The organism is Arthrobacter sp. UYCo732 (genome assembly GCF_040547265.1).
Lineage (GTDB): Bacteria > Actinomycetota > Actinomycetes > Actinomycetales > Micrococcaceae > Arthrobacter.
Genome location: NZ_JBEPPJ010000049.1, coordinates 1 through 1,838, shown reverse-complemented (window position 1 = coordinate 1,838; position 1,838 = coordinate 1). Strand labels below are relative to the sequence as shown.

Annotated in this window: 1 protein-coding gene and 2 pseudogenes; 2 read left to right on the top strand and 1 reads right to left on the bottom strand. The window is 62.0% G+C overall.

The genetic code is table 11. From position 1 onward, the window contains the following. Positions 1-99: 99 nt before the first annotated feature. Both ABIB45_RS22465 and ABIB45_RS22460 read left to right on the top strand, forming a co-directional pair. Positions 100-303: pseudogene (locus ABIB45_RS22465) on the top strand (beta-ACP synthase); the annotation flags it as partial. An 8-nt stretch (positions 304-311) separates the two neighbouring features. After that, positions 312-491, top strand: a pseudogene (locus ABIB45_RS22460) (beta-ketoacyl-ACP synthase); the annotation flags it as partial. Positions 492-861: 370 nt separating this feature from the next. Here the strand turns inward: ABIB45_RS22460 and ABIB45_RS22455 are convergent. Next, a complete protein-coding gene (locus ABIB45_RS22455; protein WP_354218040.1) occupies positions 862-1,479 on the bottom strand; it encodes a hypothetical protein in 618 nt (205 codons plus the stop codon). Between the last annotated feature and the right edge of the window lie 359 nt (positions 1,480-1,838).

The window sequence follows — 1,838 nt, the reverse complement described above, 5'->3', positions numbered from 1 at the left end:
AGGCCGGCCCCTTTCCAAGACAAGGAAACCGGCCTCGGGCCGTTACGGCTCAAACCTGAGGAACCCTCAAACAATTACCGACCCACGCACCTAGACAATATGAAGGGGCAGACCCCCGGTCCCGGGCTGGAATCAGAACGGCACGCAGCGGCTCGGCGCGCTCCGATCATCGCCCACATCACGGGATTCGGCATCTCCTCAGATGCCCACCACATCACTGCACCCGACCCTACCGGCACCGGGCAAATCCTCGCCATGACATTGGCCGTCCGTCGTTGCAAAATTCAACCCAGTGACGTCGATCACATCAACTGCCCGCAACCGGAACCACAGTCGGCGATCGAAGCGGGGCCGCTGCCATCCGAGCCGTCTTCGGCGAACAAATACCCGTCACCGCCCCGAAGGCCTCAATCGGACACCTCGTCGGAGGCGCGGGCGCGGTTGAAGCCATCATTGCCGCCCTGACGATCCGGAAGGGAATCATCCCGCCGATGAAGAACCTCGACGATGCGGATCCGGAATTGATGCTCGACGTCGTGACTACCGAGCGCGCTGCGCCGGTAGCAGCCGCTGTGAGCAACTAATTCGGGTTCGGTGGGCAGAACGTTGCCCTTTAGCTCTCGGCAAACTCATCGAGCTGAAGATCTGCTTCCATACTGCCGTATCGCAACCCTAGGGATACGAGGCGTCTCGTCGACCCGGCGACCGCTGCGGGCGGCATTGCTCTAATTTTCGCGGAATGGTGTGGGTGTGACTGTTCGTTCAGAATGGCGCTTAAATCGCAGCTCTATATGGCGGTTCTGAATCCTCTCGTGGGGGAACCGTCATGGGTGGCTCGGAGCAGGGGGAACGGTCCAGTGCCTACAGGTCAGCCGGGAACTTGAACGCCGTGGGGAGCGGGTCCGGCGCCATCCCGTGGAACAGTACGATCTCGTCGTGGGCTTTCAGGACGACACCTTGGGCGGGCCCGTCCCGCTTCGCGCCGTTCACGGTAACCGACCAGTCCGATGCGCCTGAATGCGCGGTCCCTGGCTTGCTGGTGCCGTCCAGGACGCCCCATTCCGTCAGAAGCTGGCCAAGTGTATAGGTGTCCCCGGCGACCGGCGCCTCAACGTGGATGATGCCCGACTCGTCATGGGTGTGCAATGCCGAGATGCCGTTCGGCTGCCCGGTCGCGGTGAAGCTGAAGCCGATGTCCGCGGGGACAGTGACAGGCTTGCCGTCCACGAAAACATCCAAATGCGCGTGAAAGTGCTCAGCTGCCCCTTCCATGTTGAGGACCGGCAGGCCGGCTGCTTTGATCCGTTCGGCGCCGCCCTTGGTCTCCAGCTCCCAGCCTGTGGCGGGAGCAGCCGCCGCGGCCGATGAGGTGCTCGGGGTCGGAACGGCTGCGCCCGGGCCAGGGGTGGCGGCAGAACATCCGGAGCCAGACAACACAACAGCGCCCAGCACCAAGGAAAAGGGGATGAGCTCCTTCATAGGGAGACCTTTCATTTCGGCCACAGGTACTCAGTGGATGTGGGCGGACCGGGCGGAAAGACTCACCCGGCTTGCTCAGCCACGACACGATGCTATGTGGCCTGACCGCCATGGCGCGGCAATCCCGCAAACTATAGCTGATGCCCAGCTGTTCCACGGCCCGATTTTATGCCATAGAACGCCCCAATAGCTCGGACTCTTCGTGCTGATTGGCAATTAAATCTCAGCTCGGAATGGCGGTTATAAGATACCGTTTGTCGCCTAGGAGTGGTTCGGTCCCTTCGTTGGCGGCTCTGCGTGGGTTGCCGGGGGTATCGGGTACTTTCGCATGGTCGTGCTTGGAGCGGCTTTGCTGGTCT